Annotated in this window: 16 protein-coding genes; 8 read left to right on the plus strand and 8 right to left on the minus strand. The window is 70.7% G+C overall.

What is annotated here, in order from left to right; translation table 11 throughout:
- The first annotated feature begins 32 nt into the window (after window positions 1-32).
- From ACGFX9_RS03875 to ACGFX9_RS03900, 6 genes are all read left to right on the plus strand, one after another.
- Window positions 33-617, plus strand: a complete 585-nt coding sequence (locus ACGFX9_RS03875) for a TetR/AcrR family transcriptional regulator (RefSeq protein ID WP_393464095.1) — start codon at window positions 33-35, stop codon at window positions 615-617.
- A gap of 73 nt (window positions 618-690) precedes the next feature.
- Complete coding sequence (locus tag ACGFX9_RS03880) at window positions 691-1,470, plus strand: SDR family NAD(P)-dependent oxidoreductase (protein WP_393464098.1); 780 nt, start codon at window positions 691-693, stop codon at window positions 1,468-1,470.
- 74 nt (window positions 1,471-1,544) lie between these two features.
- Window positions 1,545-2,489, plus strand: a complete 945-nt coding sequence (locus tag ACGFX9_RS03885) for an oxidoreductase (RefSeq protein WP_393464101.1) — start codon at window positions 1,545-1,547, stop codon at window positions 2,487-2,489.
- A gap of 268 nt (window positions 2,490-2,757) precedes the next feature.
- Window positions 2,758-7,212, plus strand: coding sequence for an RHS repeat-associated core domain-containing protein (locus ACGFX9_RS03890; RefSeq protein WP_393464104.1), 4,455 nt, complete (start codon window positions 2,758-2,760; stop codon window positions 7,210-7,212).
- Window positions 7,213-7,222: 10 nt separating this feature from the next.
- Window positions 7,223-7,777 carry a hypothetical protein gene (locus ACGFX9_RS03895; RefSeq protein WP_393464107.1) on the plus strand — a complete coding sequence of 185 codons (555 nt, stop codon included), beginning with the start codon at window positions 7,223-7,225 and terminating at the stop codon, window positions 7,775-7,777.
- 31 nt (window positions 7,778-7,808) lie between these two features.
- Window positions 7,809-8,909: a hypothetical protein gene (locus ACGFX9_RS03900; RefSeq protein WP_393464110.1), complete on the plus strand. Its 1,101-nt coding sequence runs from the start codon at window positions 7,809-7,811 to the stop codon at window positions 8,907-8,909.
- A 195-nt stretch (window positions 8,910-9,104) separates the two neighbouring features.
- Here ACGFX9_RS03900 and ppdK read toward each other — a convergent pair whose 3' ends face one another.
- Together ppdK and ACGFX9_RS03910 are read right to left on the minus strand one after the other, a co-directional pair.
- The gene (ppdK, locus tag ACGFX9_RS03905; RefSeq protein ID WP_393464113.1) at window positions 9,105-11,858 is read right to left on the minus strand and encodes a pyruvate, phosphate dikinase; all 2,754 of its coding nucleotides are present in this window, start codon (window positions 11,856-11,858) and stop codon (window positions 9,105-9,107) included.
- A gap of 427 nt (window positions 11,859-12,285) precedes the next feature.
- A complete protein-coding gene (locus ACGFX9_RS03910; RefSeq protein WP_393465610.1) occupies window positions 12,286-13,554 on the minus strand; it encodes an ROK family protein in 1,269 nt (422 codons plus the stop codon).
- 155 nt (window positions 13,555-13,709) lie between these two features.
- Between ACGFX9_RS03910 and ACGFX9_RS03915 the strand changes: the two genes are divergently transcribed.
- Both ACGFX9_RS03915 and ACGFX9_RS03920 read left to right on the plus strand, forming a co-directional pair.
- Complete coding sequence (locus ACGFX9_RS03915; RefSeq protein ID WP_393465613.1) at window positions 13,710-15,125, plus strand: hypothetical protein; 1,416 nt, start codon at window positions 13,710-13,712, stop codon at window positions 15,123-15,125.
- On the plus strand, window positions 15,122-17,086 hold the full coding sequence (locus ACGFX9_RS03920) for a glycogen debranching N-terminal domain-containing protein (RefSeq protein ID WP_393464116.1): 1,965 nt from the start codon (window positions 15,122-15,124) through the stop codon (window positions 17,084-17,086). Before ACGFX9_RS03915 ends, ACGFX9_RS03920 begins: the two co-directional genes overlap by 4 nt.
- Before the next feature lie 54 nt (window positions 17,087-17,140).
- On the opposite strand, the gene ACGFX9_RS03925 is transcribed toward ACGFX9_RS03920, so the two are convergent.
- From ACGFX9_RS03925 to ACGFX9_RS03950, 6 genes are all read right to left on the minus strand, one after another.
- Window positions 17,141-18,367 (minus strand): NAD(P)/FAD-dependent oxidoreductase, encoded by a 1,227-nt coding sequence (locus tag ACGFX9_RS03925; RefSeq protein WP_393464120.1) that lies wholly within the window; start codon window positions 18,365-18,367, stop codon window positions 17,141-17,143.
- A 6-nt stretch (window positions 18,368-18,373) separates the two neighbouring features.
- Complete coding sequence (locus tag ACGFX9_RS03930; RefSeq protein WP_393464122.1) at window positions 18,374-18,568, minus strand: ferredoxin; 195 nt, start codon at window positions 18,566-18,568, stop codon at window positions 18,374-18,376.
- 26 nt (window positions 18,569-18,594) lie between these two features.
- Window positions 18,595-19,455 (minus strand): fumarylacetoacetate hydrolase family protein, encoded by an 861-nt coding sequence (locus tag ACGFX9_RS03935; protein ID WP_393464125.1) that lies wholly within the window; start codon window positions 19,453-19,455, stop codon window positions 18,595-18,597.
- The gene (locus ACGFX9_RS03940) at window positions 19,452-20,381 is read right to left on the minus strand and encodes a 3,4-dihydroxyphenylacetate 2,3-dioxygenase (protein ID WP_393464128.1); all 930 of its coding nucleotides are present in this window, start codon (window positions 20,379-20,381) and stop codon (window positions 19,452-19,454) included. Before ACGFX9_RS03940 ends, ACGFX9_RS03935 begins: the two co-directional genes overlap by 4 nt.
- Window positions 20,374-21,909 (minus strand): aldehyde dehydrogenase, encoded by a 1,536-nt coding sequence (locus ACGFX9_RS03945; protein WP_393464131.1) that lies wholly within the window; start codon window positions 21,907-21,909, stop codon window positions 20,374-20,376. Before ACGFX9_RS03945 ends, ACGFX9_RS03940 begins: the two co-directional genes overlap by 8 nt.
- A gap of 251 nt (window positions 21,910-22,160) precedes the next feature.
- Window positions 22,161-22,733 carry a MarR family winged helix-turn-helix transcriptional regulator gene (locus ACGFX9_RS03950; RefSeq protein WP_393464133.1) on the minus strand — a complete coding sequence of 191 codons (573 nt, stop codon included), beginning with the start codon at window positions 22,731-22,733 and terminating at the stop codon, window positions 22,161-22,163.
- Between the last annotated feature and the right edge of the window lie 126 nt (window positions 22,734-22,859).

Consider the following 22,859-nt stretch of genomic DNA (forward strand, 5'->3'; position numbering starts at 1 on the left):
CCGAGCGTTCCAGAAATGGCTACTCTCGCCTCGTGGCCAGGACCAAGGAATTCGATCCGGACGCCGCGCTCCAGTCGGCCCTAGAGCTGTTCTGGCGGCGCGGCTACGAGGCGACGTCGATGGCGGACCTCGTGGAGGCGCTCGGCATCGGGCGCGCCAGCATCTACGCGACGTTCGGCAACAAGCACGAGCTGTACCTGAAGGCGTTGGAGCGGTACGCGGGGATCCAGGACCCGCGCCTGCTCGCCGAACTCTCGCAGCCCGGCCCCGCCCTGCCCGCCGTACGCGCGGTGGTGCGCCGCTTCGGAGCCGAGTCCTCCTCCGAAGAGGCGCGCCTGAACGGCTGTTTCATCACCAACACCGCCGCCGAACTTGGCCCGCACGACGCGCCGGCCGCCCGCTGCGTCGAGCGCAGCTGGGAGCACATGGAGACGCTGCTCCACTCCGCGCTCGTCCGCGCGCAGGCGCAGGGCGAACTGCCCCAGGGCCGCGACCCCCGGGCGCTCGCGCGCCTGCTCCTCACCTTGATGCAGGGACTGCGCGTGGTCGGCAAGGCCTCGCGGGATCCGGCGCGGGTGCGGGACGCGACGGAGCAGGCACTGACGCTGCTCGACTGAAGCGCGAAGCCACCGCGCTGTCATTTTCATGCCCTCATACTGAACCGATCGTTCAAGAAAAGAGCCCTGCATCATGACTTCAGCAGCACCGCGCACCCGCTTCTTCGGCCGCACCGCCCTCGTCACCGGCGGCGGCTCCGGTCTCGGCCGGGCCACGGCGCTCGCCTTCGCCGCCGAGGGCGCGAACGTCGTCGTCGCCGGGCGCACCGAAGGCACGCTCAAGGAGACCGTGGGGCTCATCGAGGAAGCCGGCGGCACGGCGCTCGCCGTCACCGCCGACGTCTCGCGCTCCGCCGACCTCGCGGCGCTCGTCGAGGCCACCGTCGAGCGCTTCGGCTCGCTGGACGTGGCCGTCAACAACGCGGGCGTCCTGCGCGCCGGGCAGCCGGTCGCCGAGCTGCCCGAGGAGGAGTGGCGCACGATGCTGGACATCAACGTCACCGGCGTACTGCTCGCGCTCCAGGCCGAGGTGCGGCAGATGCGTACGCAGCCGGGCGGCGGGGCGATCGTCAACATCTCCTCCAACATCGGTCCCCACATCCGCCGCCCCGGAACCACCGGTTACGCCACCACCAAGGCCGCCGTCTCCGCGCTCACCAAGGGAGCCGCGGCCGAGCACATGGCGGACGGCGTACGGATCAACGCCGTCAGCCCCGGCGCGTCGGACACCGGCATGTCGCTGCTCCCGGGCGAGAGCGAGGCCGAGCGCGGGGTGCGGATGAAGACCGCGACGCCGCTCGGGCGGGTCTCGTCGACGGCCGAGGTGGCCGCCGCCGTGCTGTACCTCGCGTCGGACGAGTCGGCTTCGGTGGTCGGCGCGGATCTGGTGATCGACGGGGGTGCCGCCGCCTGAGCCGCTGCCGTAGGCTCGCATTCCGACTTACCGCCGGGTAGGAACGGGCGTGCGCCCAAGCCGAGGGAGCTGTCATGACGGGCTGGAACGCGAGCGACATCCCCGACCAGAGTGGCCGCACGGCCGTGGTCACCGGCGCCAACAGCGGCATCGGCTATGTCACCGCACGCGAACTGGCCCGGCGTGGCGCCCGCGTGGTCCTCGCCTGCCGCAGCGGGGAGCGGGGAACGCGGGCGCTGGAGCAGCTGAGGTCGGACGTCCCCGGCGCGGAGGCCGAGTTCAGGAAACTGGACCTCGGCGATCTTGCCTCGGTGCGGGAGTTCGCGACGTCGTACGACAGCGAGGCGGGCGGCGACGGACTCGACCTCCTCATCAACAACGCGGGCGTGATGGCGTTGCCGTACCGGCGGACTGCGGACGGCTTCGAGACACAGTTCGGCGTCAACCACCTCGGCCACTTCGCCCTCACCGGCCTGCTGCTCCCGAGGCTGCTGCGGACGCCGGGGGCCCGGATCGTGACAGTGTCCAGCGCGTTCCACGCGCTGGGGAACATCGACATGGGCGACCTCAACAGCGAGCGCAACTACCGGCGTTGGCTCGCCTACGGCCGCTCCAAGTCGGCGAACCTGCTCTTCGTCCACGAGCTCGCACGGCGCCTCGCGGCCATGGGCTCCGATGTCGTGGCGGCTGCTGCGCACCCCGGTTACGCGGAGACGAACCTCCAGGCGGCGGCGCCCAAGATGGAGGGCCGCAAGGCGGCCGAACGCGTAATGCGGCTGGGCAACCGCGCCTTGGCCCAGCCGGCATCGGCGGGCGCGCTCCCTTCCTTGTACGCGGCCACGGCCCCCGGCGTCAGCCCGGACTCCTTCACCGGCCCACGCTTCCTGGGCTGGCAGGGCGCACCGGCGAAGTCCTGGCGAGCGAAGTGGACGCTGAACGACACGGCGGGGGAACGGCTTTGGGAAGCGTCGGAGGGCTTGACGAAGGTCAGCCCTTCCTTTGCGGGGCGGGGGGCCTGAGGTGGTTTTCAGCCCGTCCGGCGGGGGCTTCAGCCCGTCCGGCGTTTGAGGACGAACTCGGCGAAGCCGGTGATGCACGGCGCCCACAACCTCGCTGAGCGAGGGCATCCCCACCCCGCGTCCCTGCTGGACTGAGCCCCTGGCCCGAGTGCCCGAACATGCCGAAGGGGCGGGGCCCGGGCTCCGGATACCGTTGCCCGGACACCGCCAGATGATCTTCTGGTGCGTCTCGGGACATAAGTGAACGACTTAACGGGGGAATGTTTCGGTGTCGTACCGTCCGGCCGACTGGCACATACTCGACCTCGACAAGGACCCGACTCCGGGCGATCCGCAGCGAGTTCGTCACCTTGCGAAGAGCTTGCACGACTTCGCGGACGATGTCGCGGGAGTGTTGCGGGACATCAAGGGGATGGCGGGCGAGGACGCGATCCTGACCTGGGCCGGTAAGACGGCGGAGTCCTTCACCGCGGAGTTCGAGGACGCTCCGGGTAAGTTGAAGAAGCTCAAGAAGAGCTACGAGATGGCGGGCGACGCGCTCTCGACGTACTGGCCGGAGCTGGAACGCTCCCAAGCCCTCGCCGACAAGGCCCTGGCCCAGGGCCGCGAGGCCCAGACCAGCCTCAGCGCCGCCCAGTCCCGCCTGACCTCCGCCGACTCCTGGATGGACAGGGCGGGCAAGGAAGCCGACAAGTACAAGGACGACGAAGGTAAGTCGGGCAAGGACGTCCCGAAACCGGACCCGGACAAGGTCAAGGCCGCCACCCGCAACGCCAACTCCGCCGAGAAGGCCCAGACGGCCGCCAAGTCGGACGTCACCGCCGCGCAGAGCAACCTCGACGCCGCGAAGAAGATGGCGGAAGACGCCCGCAAGATGCGTCAGGACGCGGCGGGCACGGCGAAGAAGAAGCTGGAAGAGGCTTCCGACGCGGGTATTCAGAACCGTAAGTGGTGGGAGGAGGTCGGGGACTGGGTCACCGACAACTGGGACACCATCGTCGCCGTCTGCAAAGTCGTCGTCGCCGTACTCGGCGTCATCGCGATGATCGTCGGCGGGCCGATCCTTGGCGCGATCGTCCTCATCGCCGCCCTGATCGTCCTGGCCGACACCCTCAACAAATACGCCAAGGGAGAAGCAGGCCTACTCGACGTCGCCTTCGCCGCCCTCGACTGCATCCCCGGCATGAAGGGACTCACCTCCCTCCGCGGCCTCGCCAAGGGCATGAAGGGGCTCAAGGCCGGGATGAAGGGCCTGGGCAAGGGCCTCAAGAACGGGCTGCGGCGCGGCGGGGACGACCTGGCCAAGAGCAAGCCCGCCAAGGGCCGCTGCAAGAACGGCGATCCCATCGACATGATCTCCGGCGAAATGCTCATGGAACAGACCGACATCACCCTGCCGGGGCTGCTCCCACTCGTCCTCCAGCGCACGCATCTGTCCACGTACCGCTGGGGCCGCTGGTACGGCGACTCATGGGCCTCGACGCTGGACGAGCGGGTCGAGATCGACGACCAAGGTCTGATCTACGTCACCGAGGACGGCCAGTTGCTGTCCTACCCCCACCCCGAGCCCGGCGGTGAACCGGTGCTACCCGCCCACGGTCCCCGCCGGCCACTGCACATCGACGACGCGGGCACGGTCACGGCCACCGACCCGCACACCGGCCACGTCCGCCACTTCCCTGCCGGAGAACGACACGAAACCCTGCCCCTGCGAGCCATCACCGACCGCAATGGCAACCGCATCGACATCGACCGCGACGCCACCGGCGCACCCACGGCGATACGCCACACCGGCGGCTACCACCTGAAGGTGGACACCGACGACAACCGCATCACCGCGCTGCGTCTGCTCGCCCCAGGCACAGGCACCGGCACAGGTACCGGCACCGGCACCGGCACCGGCAGCACGCTGGTAGCCGCGTACCGCTACGACGAGGTCGGCAATCTGGCCGAGGTCCACAACTCGGCCGGGCCGCGGCTGAGTCTTGACTACGACGACCGGACCCGCATCACGTCCTGGACCGACAGCAACCACACCTGGTACCGCTTCACCTACGACGACGAAGACCGCTGCGTCCGCGGCGAGAGCACCGCCGGCCACCTGTCCTGCACCATCGAGTACCGCCCCGATGAGCGGGAGACCCGCTACACCGACGCCCTCGGCCAGACCACCGTCTACCGCTACAACGACCTCAGACAGCTCCTCTCCGAGACGGACCCGCTGGGCGGCACCGTCCACACCGAGTGGAACAGCTGCAACGACCTGCTCGCCCGCACCGACGCGCTGGGGCACCGCACCGAGAACACCTGGGACGAGCACGGCAATCTGATCGCGACACGTGCTCCGGACGGCACGTCCGCCAGTGCCGTGTACGACGACCTCAACCTGCTGGTCGAGATCGTCGGCCCGGACGGCGCCGTCCAGCGCCAGGCATGGGACGAGTTCGGCAACCGCACCAGCGTGACCGCCCCCGACGGCCTGACGCATCACTTCACCCACGACGCCACCGGAGCCGTGTCCACCATCACGGACCCCCTCGGCCACACCACCGAGCGGCGCTGCGACGCGGCGGGCCTGCCGCTGGAAGTCACCGACCCGCTGGGCGCGGTGACCCGCTACGACCTCGACGCCTTCGGGCGCCCGGCCGCGATCACGGACCCGACTGGCGCGACCACGCGGCTTGAGTGGACGGTCGAGGGCAAGCTGGCGCGGCGCACGGAGGCGGACGGTTCGTCGGAGTCGTGGACGTACGACGGCGAGGGCAACTGCGTCTCGCACACGGACGCGATGGGCGCGACCACGACACACGAATACACGCACTTCGACCTGATCGCGGCCCGCACGGACCCCGACGGCGCCCGCCACGAGTTCGACCACGACACCCAGCTCCAGCTCCGCAAGGTCACCAACCCGCAGGGACTGACCTGGAGTTACGAGTACGACCCGGCAGGCCGCCTGGTGGCGGAGACGGACTTCGACGCCCGCACACTGACGTACACATACGACCCGGCGGGCCAGTTGGCGACCCGTACGACGGCCGCGGGCGACGAGATCACCTTCGAACGGGACATGCTGGGCCGGACGGTCACGCAGAACGTGGCGGGCGCCGCGATCACGCGCTACACCTACGACGCGACAGGCGCCCTCACCGGGGCGGTGAGCCCGGACGTGACACTGACCCTGGCCAGGGACGTGTCAGGCAATCTACTTTCGGAGACGGTCAACGGCCGCACCCTTACCTGCACCTACGACGAGTTGGGCCGCCGCACCGGCCGCACCACACCGTCCGGCGCGACGAGCACCTGGACATACGACGCGGCAGGTCGTCGCACCGAACTGACCGCTTCCGGGCGGCGGTTGGCGTTCACGTACGACGAGGCGGGCCGGGAACTCACGCGCACGGTCGGCGAGGCCCTGACACTGACGAACGTGTACGACGTCGTGGGCCGCCTGTCGAAACAGGAACTGCTGGGCCCGGCCAACGCCCGTATCCAGCAGCGGGCGTACACGTACCGTGCGGACGACCATCTGACCGGCATGGAGGACCAGCTGGGCGGCGCGCGGCACTTCGACCTGGACGCGGCAGGCCGCGTCACAGCGGTCCACGCGGCAGGCTGGACAGAGACCTACGCCTACGACGCGGCGGGCAACCAGACCGACGCCTCCTGGCCGGCCCCCATGCCGGGCCAAGAGGCAACAGGCCCCCGCACCTACACCGGAACCCGCATCACCGCGGCGGGCAACGTCCGCTACGCATACGACACAGCAGGCCGCACCACCCTGCGCCAGAAGACCCGCCTGTCCCGCAAACCCGACACCTGGCGCTACGAATGGGACGCGGAGGACCGCCTCACATCCGTGGTGACCCCCGACGGCACAAGGTGGCGTTACCTCTACGACCCCCTCGGCCGCCGAATATCCAAACAGCGCATGACGGAACAGGGGGTGGCGGAACAGACCGACTTCACCTGGGACGACATGACCCTTTGCGAACAGACGAGCCACACCCCGGGCGCACCGGAATCAGTAACCCTCACATGGGACCATGACGGCCTGTGCCCCCTGGCCCAAACAGAGCGCAGACACCTCACCGACGAAGAAGTGGACGCCCGCTTCTACGCCATCGTCACCGACCTCGTCGGCACCCCGACCGAACTCCTCGACGAACAGGGCGACATCGCCTGGCGCACCAGAACCACCCTCTGGGGCACCACAGCCTGGAACCGAAGCGCCACCGCCTACACACCACTGCGTTTCCCCGGCCAGTACTACGACCCCGAGACGGGGCTGCACTACAACTACTTCCGGCACTACGACCCCGAAACCGCCCGCTACCTCACCTCGGACCCGATCGGTCTCGCCGGTGGCTTCGCGCCGCACAATTACGTGCCCAACCCGTTCATGTGGATCGACCCCCTCGGCCTTTCCCTCCTCGACGTCAGCAAGAACGGCGTGAAAATCGTCGTACACGAGTACGACGTCGACAAGCCGGCGCACGCTCATGTCACCGGTGGCGGGGGTCGCGAGGTCAGGATCGGGCCGAACGGCAAACCCCTCCACAACCAACCGGAGCTTTCGAGCAAGCAGCGACAAGCGGTGGAGCATTTCAAGCCGCAGATCAGGACCGCCGTCAGGAAGCTCGGCAAGCGAAGCCAGGCGGAGGAGCGGGCTGCGAAGGAGCAGCGCGAGGCCACCGAGGCCGGCAAGAAACCCTGCAAGTAGGGATGAAGCGATGACATTGCATTCCGATGTGGCCGAGTTGCTCGCGGAGGCCGGCATCGTCGACGTGGACGTCGACGAAGCCGTCGCGGACGAGCACGTGCGAGCGTCCGCGTACCTGCGCGTCGTCTCGGTGACCGCTGCCTCGTCGAGCCGCGACCGGGACCGCGCGATCGTGGCCACGATCCTGCGCGACCCCAACGAGATGGGGGCAAAGACGGCGGTGGTCGCCCTCGTGGACGAGATCGCCTATGAAGTGACCGGTCCTGACGAGTTCCGGCAGTGGTCGGACGAACTACTGCCGGAGATCGACCAGCTCAAGGCGGAGGGGCACCGCGAGTTCATCCGCCGCCGCATCCAGGACTGGCTGTTCTACCTGTCCGTCAAGGACGGCCACGTGCCGACGGCCGCCGAGTTGGCGGAGGTCACGGACTGGATGCAGCGCCACCTCGCCGAGTGGTCGACGTCGCCGGCGGTACTGGCCGTGGTCGCCGGGTCGGCCCGCACCAGGAAGACACGGAACATCGCGAAGAACCGAGCAGGAAGCCGCGAGCTGAGAACAGAATGAGCCGGTGAGCCGGAAGAGGGGGGTGTGGCCAGTGCGCCGCTTTGCGGTTGCTGTGCTCAGCGCGGTCCTGGGCCTGACCGTCGGCGGTTGTGCGACGCCCGGCGGCGGGACGCACGCGACGGGTAAGAGCCCGCGTCCGAGCGGGACGGCCGGCTCCGGACCGTGGCGGCTGATGGGCCACACCGGCAACCCCGGGACCCTGAAGGACGTGGTAGCCACCGGAGCGCACGACGCCTGGGCGGTGGGAGACGAGGGAACCGAACCGGTTGTCATGCGGTGGAGTGGCGGGACATGGGCCAAGGTCGAGGTACCCGAGCAGCTCGGCCTGGGAAGCCTGCGCGTCGTGACAGCCTCGGGGCCGGACGACGTGTGGGTCTTCGGACTCGCGCAGCCGACCGGTGACGGCCGGGCCCAGGAGGCCCATGGGGCGCGGTGGAACGGCAGTCGGTGGACACTCGCCTGGCGCGAGCCCAACTCCGTGGTGGACGCGGCAACCGTCGCGGGGCCGGGCGATGTGTGGGTGGCGGGCCGGCGGCGGGGCGGTAACGGCACATGCCGTTCGTTCCTCCGGCACCGTACCGCCGCGGGCTGGTCGGCCGTCGCCCTGCCATCGATGGTGTGCGTGCGTGCCCTCCATGCGCTGTCGCCTCGGGACGTCTGGGCCGTCGGCGAGGATCGGGGCAAACCGGCAACCCTGCACTGGGACGGCGGGAGTTGGCGCACGGTGCCGCTGCCGCCAGCGGTCACGTGGCAAAGCGGAGAGCTGGACGGGCTCGCCGCACAGTCGCCGACGCAGCTCTGGGCGGTCGGCCGCACGGGTCGAACAGGGGACGCGGCCGGGCCTCTCGCGGTGCGCTGGGACGGGCACAGGTGGGTGAGAGTGGTCGGCTCCGGCGTCGGCGGGGAGTTCGCCCGTGCCACCGCCGACGGGCATGGCGGGATCTTTGCCTCCGCATCCACCGCGGAGGCCTTCCACTACGACGGCCGGAACTGGACGAGCGAACAGGTCGCCTCCGAACACACGATCACCGGCCTCGCTGTCGTCCCCGGCACATCCCAAGTCCTGGCCGTGGGCGTCTGCTGTGAGGCCTACGACGAGGACACCATTGGCAAGATCTGGATGCGCCGCTGACGATCCGCGGCCCGGTCCAGGGCGATCAGACAGCTGCTTCAGCAGCCGGGGGGTTCAGGGTGTCGTCAACCTGCGTGGCGGGGGAAGCCCGAAGGGGCAGCACCCCCGCACAGGGTGCTGCCCCTTCTTGGTGAACCGGAGCCGATGCCGCATCGGTGAGGGTCGGGGACACGGCGTCGGCTCCGGAGATCAGGCCTACCGGTGGTCGCTGCCCGCCGACTCCGATGCCGCGCGGCCTGCCTCCAGGCGGGCCACCGGGATACGGAACGGGGAGCAGGAGACGTAGTCCAGGCCCACCTCGTGGAAGAAGTGCACGGACTCCGGGTCGCCGCCGTGCTCGCCGCAGACGCCGAGTTTCAGGTCGGGGCGCGTGGCGCGGCCGGCCGCGACCGCGTCCTTCACCAGCTTGCCCACGCCGTCCCTGTCGATGGTCTCGAAGGGGGAGACCCCGAAGATGCCCTTCTCCAGGTACGCCGTGAAGAAGCTCGCCTCCACGTCGTCACGCGAGAAGCCCCAGACGGTCTGCGTGAGGTCGTTCGTGCCGAAGGAGAAGAACTCGGCGGCCTCCGCGATCTGGTCCGCCGTCAGCGCGGCGCGCGGCAGCTCGATCATGGTGCCGAGCGCCAGCTTCAGCGCCACGCCCGTCGTCGCCTCGACCTCCGCGATGACCTGCTCGGCCTCCTCGCGGACGATCTCCAGCTCCTGGACCGTACCGACGAGCGGAATCATGATCTCCGCGCGCGGGTCGCCCTTGGCGTTCTTGCGCTCGGCCGCGGCCTCGGCGATGGCCCGTACCTGCATGGTGAAGAGGCCGGGGATGACCAGGCCGAGGCGTACGCCGCGCAGGCCCAGCATCGGGTTCTGCTCGTGCAGGCGGTGCACGGCCTGGAGGAGACGCAGGTCGTTCTCGTTGGAGTCCTTGCGGGACTCGGCGAGGGCCACGCGCACGGAGAGCTCGGTGATGTCCGGGAGGAACTCGTGCAGCGGCGGGTCCAGGAGACGCACGGTGACCGGAAGGCCGTCCATCGCCTCGAAGAGCTCCACGAAGTCACGCTTCTGGAGCGGCAGAAGCTCCTTGAGCGCCTCCTCGCGCTCCTCGTCCGCGTCGGCGAGGATCAGCCGCTCGACCATCTCGCGGCGCTCACCGAGGAACATGTGCTCGGTGCGGCAGAGGCCGATGCCCTGGGCGCCGAAGCGGCGGGCCCGGAGAGCGTCTTCCGCGTTATCGGCGTTGGCGCGTACACGCAGACGGCGTACTCGGTCCGCGTACGCCATGATGCGGTGCACGGCTCCGACCAGCTCGTCGGCGTCGTCGGCGCCCGCGTGCATGCGGCCCTCGAAGTACTCGACGACCGGCGAGGGGACCACGGGCACCTCGCCCAGGTACACCTTGCCCGTCGAGCCGTCGATGGAGACGACGTCGCCCTCCTCGACGACGGTGCCGCCCACCGTCATGCGGCGCCGCTTGGTGTCGACCTCCAGGTCCTCGGCGCCGCAGACGCACGTCTTGCCCATGCCGCGGGCGACGACGGCGGCGTGCGAGGTCTTGCCGCCGCGGGAGGTGAGGATGCCCTCGCAGGCGATCATGCCGTCGAGGTCGTCCGGGTTGGTCTCACGGCGGATGAGGATGACCTTCTCGCCCGAACGCGACCACTTGATGGCGGTGTACGAGTCGAAGACCGCCTTGCCGACCGCGGCACCGGGTGACGCGGCGATGCCCCGGCCGAGCTGCTCGACCTTCGCGGTCTCGTCGAAGCGCGGGAACATCAGCTGGGCGAGCTGCGCGCCGTTGACGCGCTGCAGCGCCTCGGCCTCGTCGATCAGGCCCTGGTCCACGAGCTGCGTCGCGATACGGAAGGCGGCACCGGCGGTGCGCTTGCCGACGCGGGTCTGCAGCATCCACAACTGGCCGCGCTCGATGGTGAACTCGATGTCGCAGAGGTCCTTGTAGTGCGTCTCAAGGGTCTCCATGATCTTCATGAGCTCGTCGTACGACTTCTTGTCGATCTGCTCCAGATCGGCGAGCGCGACGGTGTTGCGGATGCCCGCCACCACGTCCTCGCCCTGCGCGTTCGTCAGGTAGTCGCCGTACACGCCCTGGTGACCGGAGGCCGGGTCGCGGGTGAACGCGACGCCCGTGCCGGAGTCGGGGCCGAGGTTGCCGAAGACCATCGAACAGATGTTGACCGCGGTGCCGAGGTCGCCGGGGATGCGCTCCTGGCGGCGGTAGAGCTTGGCGCGGTCGGTGTTCCACGATTCGAAGACCGAGCGGATCGCGAGGTCCATCTGCTCGCGCGGGTCCTGCGGGAAGTCGCGCCCGGCCTCGGTCTTGACGATCTTCTTGAACTTCGTGACCAGCTTCTTGAGGTCGGCAGCCTCGAGGTCGGTGTCGATCGTGACCTTCTTGGCGGCCTTGGCCGCCTCAAGGGCGTCCTCGAACAGCTCGCCGTCGACGTCCATGACGGTCTTGCCGAACATCTGGATGAGGCGGCGGTAGGAGTCCCAGGCGAAGCGGTCGTCGCCGGACTGCTTGGCGAGGCCCGTCACCGACTTGTCGGAGAGCCCGATGTTCAGGACGGTGTCCATCATGCCGGGCATCGAGAACTTGGCGCCCGAGCGGACCGAGACGAGCAGCGGGTCGTTGGCCTGACCGAGCTTCTTGCCCATCTTCCGCTCAAGGGCGTCGAGGTGCGCGCTGACCTCGTCGCGCAGTTCGACCGGCTCCTCGCCGCTGGCGAGGTAGGTCTTGCAGGCCTCGGTGGTGATGGTGAAGCCCGGAGGGACGGGCAGCCCGAGGTTGGTCATCTCGGCGAGGTTCGCGCCCTTCCCGCCGAGGAGGTCCTTGAGGTCCCTGTTGCCCTCGGTGAAGTCGTAGACGAACTTCACGGCCGTATCGCTCGCATCGCTCGCATCGCTCTGCGCTACGTGGTGATCTTTGTTTTCCGACACGGGTCTCGACTCCTCGAGGACTCGGTGGCTGCCCTGACGGCGAGGAACATACCCAGATCGAAGGCGCCTGGGTACGTCCACTTGTGCGTCATACGGCTGTAACCACCCGTCCGCCAGTAGATCGAAAGTAACTCGGCAGTAGCGAAGCGCCCGGTCATTCATTCAACTCTTGAAGGGTCAACCCCCGTAGAACCTGCGAAACGCTCACATGAGCGCGCAGATCTCATATGTGAGTTCACCTCATGAATGATCGAGCAGTGGCACTGAGTGCCACCCCTTGGAGAAGTGCAGTCGCCCCAGGATCGCTCATCTGAGCGCAAGCCCTATCAGGGGTGGCGAGAATCACGCCGTTTGAAGCGGCCTGATGTCAGCATCCGGACGCCGACGCGGACACCTCACCTCTCCGCCGGACTCCCGCGGACTCCCGTCATACGCCGAGCGCGGCCAGCCTCTCCTCGGCCCGCCGCGGCGCGTACAGGTGCTCGACCACCAGCGTTCCCGCCCCGACGAGCGCCGCGCGCTCGCCGAGGCGCGAGGTGACGATCTCCAGATGGGCCGTGGAGCGGGGCAGGGCCCGCTGGTAGAGCAGCTCGCGTACGCCGGTGAGGAAAGGAGTTCCGGCCAGATCTCCGGCGATCATCAGAACTCCGGGGTTGAGCAGCGTGACGACGGTCGCCAGGACCTCCCCCACGTGTCGCCCCGCCTCCCGCGCGAACCCCACCGCCTCGGGGTTCCCCGCCTCCAGGAGCCGGCGCACATCCGCCCCCGAAGCCGCCGGAACACCCGCCTCCGTCAGCCGCCCGGCCACCGCACGGCCGCTGGCCACGGCGGCAAGGCAGCCGTACGAGCCGCACTTGCACAGCGCGGCCGAGCCTTCCGGGCCCTCGGGCACCCTGATGTGGCCGATGTCCCCGGCGCCTCCGTCGATGCCCCGGTAGACCGCGCCGTCGACGATGACGCCCGCGCCGATGCCGGTGGAGACCTTGACCAGGGCGAAGGCCGAGCACCGCGGGTAGGAGACGCGCTGTTCGCCGTACGCCATGAGGTTCGCGTCGTTGTCGACGAGGACCGGGATGCCCGCGGGGCCGCCCGTCCGCTCGGCGAAGGCGCGGCGCAGGCGGCCCCTTATGTCGTAGCCGTCCCAGCCCGGCATGATCGGCGGCTGGACGACGCGGCCCGTCTCGCTGTCCACCGGGCCCGGCACCGCGAGCCCGATGCCGCACACCGTCTCCGGGGCGCGGTCGGCCTTGCGCAGCAGCTCGGCGAAGCGGACGCCCAGTTCGCCGAGGACCGCCTCGGGCCCGTCGTCGATCGCCAGGGGGCCCACGGACTCGGCGACGACCTCGCCGGTGAGGCCGAGCAGGGCGGTGCGGGCGTGCCGGGTCTCCAGATCGGCGGCGAGGACCACCGCGTGGGTGTCGTCGAACTCCAGGCGCAGGGCGGGACGCCCGCCGAGCGGCGAGCCTGCCGTGTCCGGGGCGCCGGCGCCCTCCCGGAGCCAGCCCGCACGGAACAGCCGGTCAAGGCGCTGGCCGACCGTGGCCCGGGAGAGTCCGGTGACCTGCTGCAGGGCGCCGCGCGTGGTGGCACGGCCGGTGCGCACCAGCTGGAGCAGGTCCCCGGCACCGGCGTACTGCCCGCTTCCGCCCCCGCGGCCCCCCGTCGCCCGTGTTTCGCCCACCGGTCGGTCCCGCATCAACTCTCCCCTTGCGCTCATCAACTCCACGTTACATATTGGGTTTTGCGTGTTAAGCAGACGTAACCCTAAGGTGGATAACACCAAACTGACAGGGCGTCCAAGGGGTCACAACCCGCGGGCCCCTTGGGGAGATCCGCGTGGACCGCACGAACGTGGGCCGCACCGCCCAGCTGACCGCCGCCGCCCCCCGCCGTGCCGCGCCGTCGCTGCGCACGCGGGCCGCCGAGGTGCTCTGGGCCAACTGGATGGGGACATCGACCGTCCCCTCCCGGCAGCTCTACCCCCACCAATGGTCCTGGGACTCCGCGTTCATCGCGATCGGCCTGCGCCATCTCTCGCCCCTACGGGCACAGTTGGAGCTGGAAACGCTGCTCTCCGCCCAGTGGGGCGACGGCCGTGTCCCGCACATCGTGTTCAACCCGGCCGTCCCCCTGGACGCCTACTTTCCCAGCCCCGACTTCTGGCGCTCCACCACCGCGGGCCGCGCGGCCGGGGCACCCTGTGCCGTGCAGACCTCCGGCATCGTGCAGCCGCCGGTCCACGCGCTCGCCGTCTGGCTGGTGCACCGCGCCGACCCCGGCCTCTCCCGGGCCCGCTCCTTCCTGGCCCGCGCACATCCGCGGCTCGCCGCCTGGCACCGCTACCTGCTGCACCGCAGGAACGCGGGCGGCGCGGGGCTTGCCTGCGTGGTCCACCCCTGGGAGCAGGGCATGGACAACAGCCCTTGCTGGGACGCCCCGTTGAACAGGATCACCCCGGCGGACCCGTCCGCGTACCGCCGCGCGGACCTGGCCCACGGGGCGCCGGAGGACCGGCCGACCGACCTCGACTACGGCAGGTATGTGCGGCTCGCCGCGGACTACCGCGATCGCGGGTACGGGGACGGGGCGGGCGGGGTGAGCGGCGCGGGCGGGTTCGCCGTCGAGGACCCCGCGTTCAACGCGCTCCTGATCGCCTCCGAGTACGCATTGGCGCTGATCGAGGCCGAGTTGGGGATGCCCGGGGCGTCGGCCGGGCGCCGCGCACGGGCACGGACCCTGACCGGCGTCCTGGTCGAGCGGCTCTGGGACCCGGTGGACGGCATGTTCTTCTGCCGCGACCTGCGCGCAGGGGACTCCGGGCACTCCGGGGACTCCGGTCGCTCCGGGCAGCTGGTCCCGGAGCGGGGCGTCGGCGGCCTGATCCCGCTGATCCTGCCCGCGCTGCCGCGCCCCATCGCCGCCGCGCTCGTACGGACGGCGTACGGACCGCACTTCGGACTCGGCGGCCCGGCCCGCCTCGCGCCCAGCTACGACCTCACCGGGAGCGCCTTCGACGCACGGCGGTACTGGCGCGGGCCCGCGTGGTTCAACACCAACTGGCTGCTCGAACGCGGGCTCCGGCTGCACGGCGAGCTCGCGCGGGCCGACGGACTGCGGCGTTCGCTGCTCGAAGTGGCCGGGGAGTCCGGCTTCGCGGAGTACGTGGATCCGCACACGGGGCGGGGCTGCGGTGCGCGCGGCTTCGGCTGGAGCGCGGCGCTCACGCTTGATCTGCTGTTGGACGATCAGGGAGGGGTTCAGGGATGACTGATCGGCGGCAACTACTGGTGCGAGGCGGTACGTTCGCGGCGCTGGGCGCGGGTGGGGACATCAGCGGGGTGCGCGTGGGCGGTGCGGCACCGGACGGTCTCTTCGTTCGGGACGCCCGGCATCTGAGCCGCTGGCAACTGACGGTCGACGGGGCCGTCCCGGAGGTCCTCGCGCCGGTGTCGGACGCCGACGCGGACGCCGGTGTCGCCCGGTGCGTGCTCGTTCCGCGCGGCGGCCGGCTGGAGCCCCCGTCCTGCACGCTCTTCCGCGAACAGGCGGTGACGGACGGCACGTTCGTGGAGTCGCTGCGCGTCACGTGCAACCGCGCGGTGCCGACAGCCGTGCGCCTCGCCCTGACCGTGGACGCCGACTTCGCCGACCAGTTCGAGCTGCGGGCCGACCACCGTACGTACTCCAAGACCGGCGCGGTCAGGTCGCGGAAGGTCATCAGCGGCGAGGACGAAGAGCCGCGGGGCGTCGAGTTCGCCTACCGGCGCCGTGAGTGGCGCTCCCGTACGACCGTGACGGCCAGCCCCCCGCCGGACGCGGTCGAGGAGACCGGCACCGGTGCGCGGCGACTCGTCTGGTCCCTCGACCTCGACGCGCACGACACGGCGGAGGTGGCACTGCGTGTCGCGGCACATCCGTACGGGGCGCCGGAACCGCGGGTGCCCGCGGGCCCGGCGGAGGCCGCGGCCCAACAGGCGTCCGCGCTGGCCGAGTTCACGTCCGGAGTCGTGATCCCGGGCGGCTGGCCGGAGCTGACGGCGGCCTGCGAGCGGGGCCTCGCCGACCTGGCCATACTCCAGGTACCCGCATCAGGGCCGGGCGGCGAGGCGCTCAGCGTCCCCGCGGCGGGCGTCCCCTGGTTCCTGACGCTCCTGGGCCGCGACGCCCTCCTGACCTCGCTCTTCGCCCTGCCCTATCTGCCGCGCCTGGCCGCCGCGACGCTCCCCGCGCTCGCCGCGACACAGGCGACGGAGGCCACCGAGGGGGCGGTCGCCCAGCCAGGCAAGATCGTGCACGAGGTGCGGCACGGGGAACTCGCGCACTTCGGGCAGGTGCCGTTCGGGCGCTACTACGGCTCGGTCGACGCGACCCCGCTCTTCCTCGTCCTGCTCGGCGCGTACACGGAGCTGACCGGCGACACGACCCTCGCGCGCCGCCTTGAGCCGCACGCGCGGGCCGCCGTCGGCTGGATCCTCGACCACGGCGGGCTCACCTCGCGCGGCTACCTCGTCTACCGCGCGGACGAGGGCGGCCTCGCCAACCAGAACTGGAAGGACTCCCCCGGCGCGATCTGCTCCGCCGACGGCAGCCCCGCCACGGGGCCCGTGATGGCGGCGGGCGCGCAGGGGTACGCGTACGACGCGTTGGGCCGCACGGCCTGGCTCGCGCGTACGGTCTGGGACGACACGGTGTATGCGGACCTCCTGACGCAGGCCGCGGCCGACCTGCGGGACCGCTTCCAGCGGGACTTCTGGATGCCGTCGAAGGGGTTCTGCGCGCTCGCACTCGACGGCGACGGCCACCAGGTCGACGCGCTGGCCTCCGACGCCGGTCACCTGCTGTGGTCCGGTCTCCTGGACAAGGAGTACGGGGAGGCGGTGGGCCGGCGCCTCCTGGAGCCGGACTTCTTCTCGGGCTGGGGAGTGCGCACCCTGGCCGCGGAGCAGCCCGCGTACCACCCGCTGTCCTACCACCGGGGTTCGGTGTGGCCGCACGACAACGCGCTCATCGCCCTCGGCCTCGCGCGCTACGGCCTCCACGACGAGGCGAGGGCGGTGGCGCGGGGCCTTGTGGCTGCGGCGTCCACGGGGGGTGACCGGTTGCCGGAGGTCCTCGCGGGGTACGGGCGGGAGTCGCATCCGGAGCCGGTGCCGTATCCGCATGCGTGCGTACGGGAGTCCCGGTCGGCGGCGGCGCCGTTGGCCCTGCTCAGTGCGGTGGGGGGTTAGCCGTCAATCGCGGGCTGCGCCGAGCTCGTCCTCAAACGCCGGACGCCGGACGGGCTATATCCAAGGCCCCGCGGGGACCCCCACCAGCTCCCCCCGATACCGCCCCGCCAGAGCCACCGCCCTGGCCCCACCGAGCGCGACCACCCCCACCATCCGCTCCCCCGCGTAATAGCCGTACAGCACATCCCCCTCGGCCGAACCGGCATCGGCATCGGCGTCCCCCTCCAGCAGCTCCGCCCTCTCCCCCACCCCCGGCATCCCGAACGACTGCACCCGCAGCGTGAATTGATCGCTCCAGAAGGACGGCAGCGGGTCGAACGGCGGCAGTCCGTGGTCGCCGCCTGCCAGCCCCGCCACCAGCACCCGCGCCCCGTGCCGCGCGCACTCCGACGCCATCGACCAGTGCTCGACCCGCCGCGCGACCTCCCCGTACCGAGGGTTCGGGAAGCGCGCCACATCCCCCACCGCCACCGCGTACGGAAGCCCCCCGATCCGCAAGTGCTCGTCGCAGAGGACGCCGTCCGTCAGGTCGGCCACGCCCTCGCTCGCCCTCAGCCACTCCACGTTCGGCACCGAGCCGACGGCCTCCACCACGACGTCGGCCCCGCACTCGCTGCCGTCGTCCAACACGGCGCCCTCAGCGTGCAGGTGGGAGACCAGGCGGCCCATACGGAACCGCACCCCCCGCGCCTCATGCCGTCTCCGCAGCACCCGGCCCAGCTCCTCCCCCAGCGCGAGCATCATCGGCTCGGCCTCCGGTGCGACCACCGTCACCGCACAGCCCGCCTTGCGCGCCGTCGCCGCCACTTCGCATCCGATGAAGCCGGAGCCGATCACCAGCACCCTTACGCCGTCACCCAGTTCAGCCCGCAGCGCCTCCGAGTCCTCCAAGGTGCGTACCACGTGCCGTCGCGGGCCCCCGGCCGGCGAGGACAGCGGCAGCCTGCGCGGCCTCACCCCCGTCGCGGCGACCAAACCCTCGTACCCGCACACCGTGCCGTCAGCCAGCGTCAGCGTCCGCGCCGTCAGGTCGGCGGACTCCACCGCCAGGCCGAGCCGCCACTCGACGTCCGCGACGCTCGGGCGGCGGCGCAGCTCCGTCGCCGTCGTGGGGGCCTCGCCCGCGAGGACCTCCTTGGACAGCGGGGGGCGGTTGTAGGGGAGGTGGGGCTCGTCCCCGTACATGGTGATCGGGCCCTGCCACCCTGCCGCCCGCAGCTGTTCCGCTGCCCGCAGGCCGCCAAGCGACGCGCCGACGACGGCGATTCCCGCCGAGGTCACGGCGGGTCAGCCCTCGACCCGGATGGCCTGCAGCGGGCAGACGTCGGCGGCGTCCTCCGCGTCGGCGCGCAACGCCTCGTCGGGCGCGTCGACGTACGTCAGGTGACCGTCCTCGTCGAGCGTGAAGACGTCCGGAGCGGCGAAGACGCACTGCCCGTGGTCCTGGCAGACGTCCGTGTCGACGGTGACTTTGAGTGGCATCTGAACTCCCTTCCCAAGTCCGCGAATCAGCGGCGCGGGGCTCGTACTCCGCGGAACTCCCAGTCGCCTCCGAAAGCCGTCGAGACGACCTCCTCGGACTCGGTGGGCTGTGCGCCGACGTCGGTGCGGATGGCCGTGGGTCCGGTGACGATGTGGTTCGTGAGGCGGCCCAGGCCCTCGGCCTCGACCTCGACGACGTCCCCGGGCTCGACGGGGCGGGAGTTGGCGGGCGTACCGGACAGGAGCACGTCGCCCGGCTCCAGCGTGATCGTGCGGGCGATGTCCGCGACGAGATAGTGCATGTCCCACCGCATCTCGTCTGTCGAACCGTCCTGCACCAGCTCGCCGTTGACGTACGTGCGCAGGTATTTGGAGTGGAAGTCCCAGCCCGTCACTAGGCCGGGACCCAGCGGGCAGAGCGTGTCCGAACCCTTGACCCGGAGCATCGAACCGGCGTCGGTGTCGCGGAAGTCGTGCAGGCCGTAGTCATTGGCGACGGTGTAGCCCGCGATGTACGCCACCGCGTCCGCGGGGGCGATGTTGCGGCAGGTCCGGCCGATGACGATGCCGATCTCGCCCTCGTAGTTGAGGTATTTGCAGCCTTCGGGGCGCACCACCGCGCCGCCGTGGGCGTTGAGCGCCGAGACCGGCTTGTGGAAGAAGGTGGGCGCGGTCGGCAGGCTGACGCCGAACTCCGCCACTCTGCTGCGGTGGTTGAGGTGGACGGCGATCACCTTGGAGGGGCGTACGGGCGGGAGGTGGTGCGCCTCCGTGGCCTTCAGGCGGCGGCCGTCGGCGGCGACGAGCTCGTCCCCCTCCCGTACGACCTGGACCGCGGCGCCTTCGAGGAGGATGCGGCGGTATTCGACGGTGGGCGTACGTGTCATACGCGGGAGACCTCGCTCTGCTTGTCGGTGCCGGTCCAGCCGGTTGCCGGGCGGTCGAACCACAGGTGCGTCTGGCCGGTGCCCACCGAGTTCTCGTAGTCGCTGTAGGCGCGGCCCGGCGCGGAGCACTGCTCTTCTCCGAGAGCACCGATCATCATCAGGTAGTGGCCGAAGCGCGCCTCGGGCTTGTGGGTGAGGAACTCCGGCATCGTGCGCAGGACTTCGGCGTGCTCACCGCGCTCCAGCCACGCGATGCGCCGCTCGTCGGCGGCCCGCGCCTGCGGCGTACGGATGTGGGAGGGTTCGCTCGACTCGTGGTCGCGCAGCTGCCGCAGCGGCCAGAAGGTGTGCGAGAGCGCGCCGGACGCGAGGAGGAGGACCTTGCGGTCGGGCAGCGCGGCGATACCGTCGGCGAGTGCGCGGCCGAGCCGCAGATGGTCCTCGGTGTCGCCGGTCTGGCAGACCCCGATCGAGACCCACTTCTTCTCCGGGAGGCCTCCACCCAGCCCTTCGCCCAGGTACTTCCAGAGGTTGATCGTGGCGTAGTGGACCGGCAGGTACGGGTCGTCGATCGGGGTGATCCATGTACCGTGCCGACCGGCGAACTCGGCTATGGAGTGGGCGAGTTCGGGGTCTCCGGGGTAGTCGTACGGCATCCTGCACATGCCGCGCGGCAGCTCCTCGGAGGTGAAGAGCCCGGCGCGGCGCCCGTGCGCGGCAACGACGAATTCGACCGTGGTCGCCCAGTGCGAGTCGAGGACGACGACGGTGTCGTGGTCGAGCGTCTCGAAGACCTCATCGCGCAGCCGCCGCAGCCCGGTGACGAGGCTGATCTCGCGGCCTTCGTTGAGTTCCTTGCGGGTCTCCTCGGGCAGCACGATGGTGGGCACGTGGGCGAGGAGCCCCGCCCCGACGATCTCACCCATGGCGGGCCCACCCCTTCGGCGCGGTCACCGTGTTCTTCAGGTCGCAGTAGAAGTCGAAGGACCAGTCGCCGCCCTCGCGCCCGATGCCCGACGCGCGGGAGCCGCCGAAGGGCGCCGAGAGGTCGCGTACGAAGAAGCAGTTGACCCAGACCGTGCCGGCGACGAGCCGTGCGCCGATCCGGCGGGCGCGTTCGCGGTCGCCGGTGGCGAGGGTGGCGGCGAGGCCGAAGCGGGTGCCGTTGGCCAGGCGTACGGCTTCGTCCTCGTCGCCCTCGGGGAAGGTCTGGAGGGTGAGGACGGGCCCGAAGACCTCTTCCTGGACGATCTCGGAGTCCTGCTGAACGTCGGTGAGGAGGGTGGGGAGGTAGTAGTTCCCGCCCAGTTCCGTCAGTTCCGCCAGTTCCGCCAGTTCCGTGTTGCGTCCGCCGCCGACGACCGCCTTGGCTCCCGCGTCCAGGGCCCGGCGCACGAACCCGTCGACGCGCTCGATGTGCCGGGGGTGGATGTTGGGGCCGATGTCGGTGGCCTCGTCGCGGGGATCTCCCTGGGTTAACTTCGTTACCCGGTCAAGAAAGTGACCGAGGAAGATTTCGCGTGCGGATTCCTCGACCAGGATGCGGGTGGCGGCCAGACAGACCTGCCCCGCGTTGTCGTACTGCTCGACGGCGAGGTCCGCGGCCAGCTCCAGGTCGGCGTCGGCGAAGACGAGCAGCGGGGACTTCCCGCCCAGTTCGAAGCTGCACGGCACCAAATTCCCGGCCGCAGCCGTGGCGATCCGCCGCGCGGTGGGCACCGACCCGGTGAAGCTGATCCGCCGCACGTCCGGATCGGCGGCGAGCGGCGTCCCGGCCTCCGCCCCGTACCCCTGCACCACGTTGAACACCCCGCCCGGCAGGCCCGCCTCGTGCGCGATGTCCGCGAAGAGCGAGGCCGTCAGCGGGGTCCACTCGGCGGGCTTGAGGACGACGGTGCTCCCGGCGGCGAGCGCGGGCCCGATCTTCCAACTCGCCAGCATCAGCGGGGCGTTCCACGGTGTGATGAGGACGGCGGGGCCCGCCGGGTCCCAGCTCACGTGGTTCCTGTGACCCCTGGTGTCGAAGTCGTCGTGGGAGAGGGCGAGGAGCCGGTCGGCGAAGTAGCGGAGGTTGTGGGCGACGCGGGGCATGACACCGCGGCGGTGGGAGCGCAGGAGGGCGCCGTTGTCCATGGTCTCGACGATCGCGAGGTCCTCGACGCGCGCCTCGACCCCGTCGGCGACGGCGTGCAGCAGCCGGGCGCGCTCGGCGGGCGGGGTGGCGGCCCAGCCGGGAAAGGCATCGCGGGCGGCGGCCACGGCGGTCCGGGCCTCTTCGGCGCCACCGCGGGCGATCTCGGCGAGCGGGGCTCCGTCGAGGGGCGAGCGGTCGGTGAAGGTGGCCACGGACGCGACGCGCCTGCCGCCGATCCAGTGCCGGGTGTCGACGGGGACGGTGGCGACGACCGCCGTGTGCGGGGGGTTGGTCGGGGGCGCGGGGGTGGGGGGAGCCATGACTTCCTCCAGTCCATTTCGTTTGACCCCAAACAACATTATGAGCGGGCGGCCGGGTGGGTCAACCCCTCGATGTGGGCGCGACGTTCGGCTACTGCTTGGGCTCAAACGACCACCGGTGCGGGAGGCACCCACACCGCGACCGCGCGCGGTTTCAGCCCGTCCGGCGCTTGAGGACGAACTCGGCGGAGCCGGTGATGGCGGTACGCAAGGCCCGGGGGCACCATTGACGCAAGGCCGGGGGCGGGAAGTTACCCCTTGGCCCGCCTGCCGCTCCGGCGAGGCGTGGGATCAGCCCCGTCAAGCAGCTCAAGGCGCCGCTCCTCGCCCTTCTCCTCCGTCTGCACCACGATCTTCCGGAGGAGATCCGCCAGCGTCCGGCACTCCTGGTCGGTCAGTCCGTCGGCGACGAAGGCCTCCTCGGCGTTGAACGCGGGGAACACCTTCTCCATCAGCCGCTCCCCCTCCGCCGTGAGCCGGAGCAGCGCGAGCCGCCCGTCGTCCGGGTGACCCCGCCGCTCGATCAGGCCACGCCCGGCCAGCGTCCGGGCGACCCCGGTCAGCGTCCCCTTGGAGATGCCGGCCTCCTCGGCGACGTACCGCGTCTCCATCTCTCCCCAGATCCAGACCACGTAAAGGACCACGAACGACGTCCACGTCAGCTCGGCCCCGCGCAGCACGGAGTTCTCGAAGTGCTGCCGTACGGCCGACGCCGCCCGGTAGATGTTCGATACGGCGGCCATCTGCTCGTACTCGACGGGGGTGCCGCCGAGTTTGGCCCTGACCGCCTTCTCGGTCTCGCGGATGGAGCGGTAGCCCGTCACGTCCGTGTCTCCTCGTTCCCGCGCCTCGCGCGCCTGTGCCTCGCGCCTGTGCCTCGCGCGCCTGCTGTGGTTCCGGCCGGCGGCCACAGTCTCCCAACACCTCTTGCCGGGGTGCACACGCGTCCG

The sequence above is a fragment of the Streptomyces sp. NPDC048436 genome, assembly GCF_043200355.1.
Lineage (GTDB): Bacteria > Actinomycetota > Actinomycetes > Streptomycetales > Streptomycetaceae > Streptomyces.